Origin of the sequence: uncultured Nostoc sp. (genome assembly GCF_937863485.1) — a bacterium.
In the GTDB taxonomy this organism is placed as follows: Bacteria; Cyanobacteriota; Cyanobacteriia; order Cyanobacteriales; family Nostocaceae; genus Nostoc.
The window spans coordinates 1-4,893 of record NZ_CALMFY010000021.1 but is presented as its reverse complement, the minus strand read 5'-3'; the positions used below and the strand labels follow the sequence as shown (position 1 = coordinate 4,893).

Sequence of the window (4,893 nt, the reverse complement as noted above, 5' to 3'; positions counted from 1 at the left end):
CCTCTTTTTACCAAACTACAAATCTGCCCATCACACAACACCTTGAAAGGGCTACGTAACGGTATCTTGTCAGTAGAAAAAATACTTAAGTATGACAGCGTTACGAGAGCCATGAATCCATCTATCCTGCGTAACTTGACTTCGGAGCAGTGGGAACTGCTATCAGAACTAATTCCATCGGCGAAAAAAGGCGGTAGAAAACGCAGTGTTGATATGGAAGCAATAGTGAATGCAATCTTTTATATTTTGTATGCAGGTTGTGCATGGCGTATGCTTCCTCATGACTTCCCAAGCTGGAAAACTACCATTATTTCCGGCAGTGGCGTAAAGACGGCACATGGCAACAAATTCATGAACGTTTACGTTTGTGGGTACGTGTTAGCCAACACCGTGAACCATCACCATCTGAAGTAATTATGGATAGTCAGTCAGTTGAAACGGCAACAATGGTGTCTAAGGAAGTTGGCTATGACTCAGGAAAGAAAATTAAAGGACGTAAGCGACACATACTGATTGATACCTTGGGTTTACTAATAATTGTTGTGATCACTGCCGCAAACGTCAGCGAACAAGCAGGAGCCAAACAAGTTTTGTTTAAACTCAATCAAGTACGCGTAGGCGTAGCCCGCCGTAGGCATCGCATGGGCAGATTGATTCGGATTTGGGTTGATGGTGGCTATAGGGGTATAAGTTTTACGCACTGGGTGATGGATGTTTATCGCTGGCTCTGGAGCGTTGTTACACGCTCTGAAGAACAGAAAGGTTTTGTTGTACTACCTAAGCGTTAGCTGGTTGAGAGGACTTTTGGTTGGTTCAATTGGTGCCGCCGACTCAGCAAGGACTATGAAATTTTACCTGAAACAACAGAGGCTTTTATTTATGTTGCAATGATTCGTTTAATGTTAAAACAGCTTGCGTAATCAAAATTACCTCCTCAAAACTTTTCAGACATCCTCTCAGGACTACGCCCAGCCCCTGCTCTGCGCCGACCTGTAGGTGCGCCGTTTCTAGGCAATTTTGGTTGCTGAAAAGATTGAAAGTGCGAATTTTTAACAGTGTTTTGAATTGAATTAGTCAACTGTGCCTGCACTGATTGCAAGTAACTTGTTGTACTAATAATGAGCAAAGTAGCTACGCAAGCACATTTAATTTGTTGGTATAATGACTTTTTTTTTATCATAATTAAGAATTCAATTGTTTTCTCTTAACAACAGGATAATGTCTAAACCATAAAACTATCACTACTTGGGTAGCTAACAACGCTAAGACTGAGGGGATAAGTGGCACCCATCCAGCCAATGTAAAAACACCAAAACATAACCCAAATAGTGTTAAAAGTATGACTACCACTGCCAATCCCAGATGCAGCGGTTTTGAATAATACCATGCTGTCATACCACCTACTAATGACCATCCCCATACCCAAAGGCCCTCCATCCATCCAGACCACCACCACAATAAAGGTCTGCCGTCTAAAACTGCACTTAGGATTTGACTTAGCATCTGCGCCTGTACGAATACCCCCGGTATCTGCTTTTGCTTCGGTTTTGCATTAGAACTAAAAGGTGTTTTCTAATAATCATTTGTATTGCTAGGAGCAGAAAGACCAATCATCACAATGCGGTCTTTGAGTGATTGAACTAATTCTAATAAAATTTTTTTATTTAATACATTTCTCAAACTAACTTGGTCGGCAATTTTTTAAACAGAGGGGAGAGAACGATAATTCAACAATATTTGATAACCGGATGTATCTACTTTTTGATAACCGCTAGTGTGTTCTTTTAATTGCTCAAAGACAACGTTACCAATTTGCCTTCTTTATATAAATAATGAAGTGCTAACTGTAGACTAAAAGCGTACTCTGTAATACATAAAGATGTTAAAGGAGGAGTCAAATCTAAAAGCTGGCGACGAGCAATATCTTGATCATCTGTAAGAATATCACTAAAGCTCAAACGTTTGCTTGAAACTCCATTGGGTGGCGGAATACCATCACTATCGCCATCATCAGTAGTAGCAACTTTGCACACAAAAAATAGACGACTATCCTCCTTAAAACGAGTAGCTAATTTTGGATCTACAACACCATCACGATAAATATCTAAACCGATAGTTCGAGGTTGGTACTTATTTAATAGACCTCTTGCAAAAAAGTTTTGTGATAAAGTAGGGGGTTGAGTTAATCAAAAAGAAATTGACGCTTTGTGAAGTTCATAATTGTAAATCCCAGCAATCAAGTGACAGCGTAATCCAAAACGTTTGCGGCGATTACGGTAGCGTTGACTCAAAATCCGAAAAACTTTTAAACGTCGGTTGATATGTTCAATCAGGATGCGACGACAGGCTAAGGTACGGTTGGATTGTTTTTGTTCCTTAGTTAACTTGCCTCCTCTGGGTTTTTTCTGAGGCAAACGACTATTAGAATGTAACTTGGAAATTCCTTGGTAGCCACTATCTTCTAGGCTTTCTGTTAGGAAGTGAAAACGCACCTTACTATCTACAAATAGCTTGTAGTCATGCTGGCGACCATAACCGTTGACAACACAACGAATTTCTTGGGTTTCCTGGTCAATTATTAATTGGGATTTGAGCGTATGTCGTTTTTGTTTTCCACTATAAAAGCGTTTTTATCCGTGTTTAGGACGTTCAATTGGACTCTCCGTTACATCCATCACAACCGTTTTTGGTTTCTGTGATGAGGTCAACAAGGACTTTTTTCCTCCCAAACGAAACTTCCCAGAAACGATTAATGTGCTTTCAACCCAATGAACAATACGACAAACCGAAGATTTAGGATACTTGCCAGTCACCAGCAATATGGAAGTAAGTTCTATATTCTCGCCAATACTGTAAGCAAACTAAGGCTTGGTCTTCCAATCCCAATTTGTTTGGATAACCCCGTGTTTGCTTAAGACTAGCTGCATCTTCCAAGATTTTGACTATTTCATCAAAGGTGCGTCTTTGTACCCCAACCAGACGTTTGAACTCTCGATTTGATAACTTTTTTGTTTGCTCGTATCGCATAGGTAGACTGATTCAAACTACAAAACCCTTTAATGTACCATAAAATAATTTTGCAAGAGGTCTAATTTCTCTAAAAGTTGAGAAAGAGCTTGGTCAGATAATGACCATCGCATTTGCATTCCTTTATTGATTTGGTCCTGAATATCTGCTTCATCAATAGTAATAATTAAAATCTGTTGATCAGGTTGTTCAGTCACAAGTTGCGATCGCAACTGCATAAAATGGTCAAAAGCCTGTAGTTCTCACGTTTTCAGCATTTGGATAATCTTCAAAAAAGCTCCATAAATGCCAAGAAAGTCGTCGAAGTAAATTATCAGAAGTTGCAATTATAAGACAAATTTCTTCATTTGGATTTAATTGTGTGCGTAATTTCTGGTCTATTTTACGAAACTGGCCTAAATGAAGCCAAATATTAATTTTAGACGATAATTGCTGACATAAATCATGAAATTCAACTTCCGAAAAATTTGTTATACCAGTGTCTTCGACTTCAAGACGTATAGACCAACCATAATACTGATAAAGAGCCGAGTATAGTATTTGCCAATTTCGATAAAGTTGAAAAATTTCTGGCGCTGCTGGTAAACTCCCGCGAAATTCCATCGCCCGTGGGTCATTTGTCAACCCAAGTTGGACTGTAACATTAGGAAAGCCTTTATGGAGATCGCCTGTACCCAAATTTAACATAACTAATTTACTCATTACATTCTGGCAAAAAAGTTTTAGATAACAAAAGTCTCTTTGATTGTAAAATCACCATCACAAACTTGGATATTAAAGCCTTCTCCAAAATTACCTCGAAATCGTTTTAATTGAATAAAGTTATCATTACTTCGCGATACAACTTCTTGAATAATCTCTCCTGATTATACTTGTAAAATCAGGAGAGATTTAGATGGCAAGTAAGTCTTTTCATTCATTGGATGTAGCTGTATTTATATTTCTATTTTCTGTTCTGAAAAAAGTGCGATCGCTATTAATAATACTACTGGTTGATTTCCTAGTTGTAGTGCCAAATCCATTATTTTGGCTCGAACCACACTAGCTTTCTTAAAAGATGAAACACTTCTTAAGGCAAACTTTTTTTGATTTATACTGCTGAATGTTTCTTCCAGAGGCATCCAATTATTTTCAAACAGATTCCCGAACCATTGGTTTAAGTTCACCCTTATCTGACTAGCATTAAGTGCAGGGTGAGCAACAGCATCAGCAATATAGTCGAAGATAAAATTAAGGGGTTTGAGTTTTACTATTGGTATTTGCTCTGAAGCAGGAGAAATAGTAACTCTTCTCACAAATCCTAGCAACTGGACTTCATCTAAGCGTTCACTAAACTGGACACCTACATAACCAATCCTATTTTCCATTACTTCAGGAGGTAAGGAAAGTGTCGTTTCTCCAGGTTTAACTGGACGACACTCTAGCTTACCAATATTAGGAATAACTAAATCAGCAACATCAAATAAAGCTTGTTTTAGGGGATGCCAACTATCACCTTCCTCTAAAGCCGTCTCAATATGCAACCATTTCAAGTAACTATAAACAGCATAAACTGCTAGTATATTTAAATAAATTTGTTTCCCTTTTTGAGGTGTAGTTTGTTCAACGGCAAACTGACGGGCGATGGCATGAGCTTTTTGTCCAAGTGGAATTTTTAAATAAAGTGTTTCTGTGTTACTCATGGCTGTTAATTAGATTGATATCCAAGTTGAATGGCAACTTCTTGTAGGAGCGGTATTGCTTTCAATTTCCAGTGGGATACTAGAGTTTGGTAATTGATTTGGCGCTCGCGAGCAATATCAGCAAGTGTATCTATAGCAATCCTAAATCATTTGTAAAAAATCACAGTTGTTGATACTCTGAACA

General features: G+C 38.3%; 4 protein-coding genes and 3 pseudogenes. 1 reads left to right on the top strand and 6 read right to left on the bottom strand.

All coding sequences use genetic code 11. The features are described 5' to 3' along the window. Positions 1 to 111: 111 nt before the first annotated feature. A pseudogene (locus tag Q0541_RS03135) lies at positions 112 to 920 on the top strand (IS5 family transposase). A gap of 262 nt (positions 921 to 1,182) precedes the next feature. Here Q0541_RS03135 and Q0541_RS03130 read toward each other — a convergent pair. The 6 genes and pseudogenes from Q0541_RS03130 to Q0541_RS03105 form a co-directional block, all read right to left on the bottom strand. Beyond that, on the bottom strand, positions 1,183 to 1,530 hold the full coding sequence (locus Q0541_RS03130; RefSeq protein WP_298905344.1) for a CHASE2 domain-containing protein: 348 nt from the start codon (positions 1,528 to 1,530) through the stop codon (positions 1,183 to 1,185). Positions 1,531 to 1,784: 254 nt separating this feature from the next. Continuing rightward, entirely contained in the window at positions 1,785 to 2,102 is a 318-nt protein-coding gene (locus tag Q0541_RS03125; RefSeq protein WP_298905342.1) for a hypothetical protein, read from the bottom strand. Positions 2,103 to 2,186: 84 nt separating this feature from the next. Continuing rightward, positions 2,187 to 3,027: pseudogene (locus Q0541_RS03120) on the bottom strand (IS5 family transposase). Between the two features lie 29 nt (positions 3,028 to 3,056). After that, positions 3,057 to 3,224: a CHASE2 domain-containing protein gene (locus Q0541_RS03115; protein ID WP_298905340.1), complete on the bottom strand. Its 168-nt coding sequence runs from the start codon at positions 3,222 to 3,224 to the stop codon at positions 3,057 to 3,059. A 28-nt stretch (positions 3,225 to 3,252) separates the two neighbouring features. Continuing rightward, positions 3,253 to 3,729, bottom strand: a complete 477-nt coding sequence (locus Q0541_RS03110; protein WP_298905338.1) for a hypothetical protein — start codon at positions 3,727 to 3,729, stop codon at positions 3,253 to 3,255. A 20-nt stretch (positions 3,730 to 3,749) separates the two neighbouring features. Then, positions 3,750 to 4,709: pseudogene (locus Q0541_RS03105) on the bottom strand (DUF1822 family protein). Between the last annotated feature and the right edge of the window lie 184 nt (positions 4,710 to 4,893).

Excerpts from the sequence above, each read along its gene's own strand:
- Q0541_RS03110 (WP_298905338.1), bottom strand. The coding sequence starts at position 3,729 with ATGAGTAAATTAGTTATGTTAAATTTGGGTACAGGCGATCTCCATAAA.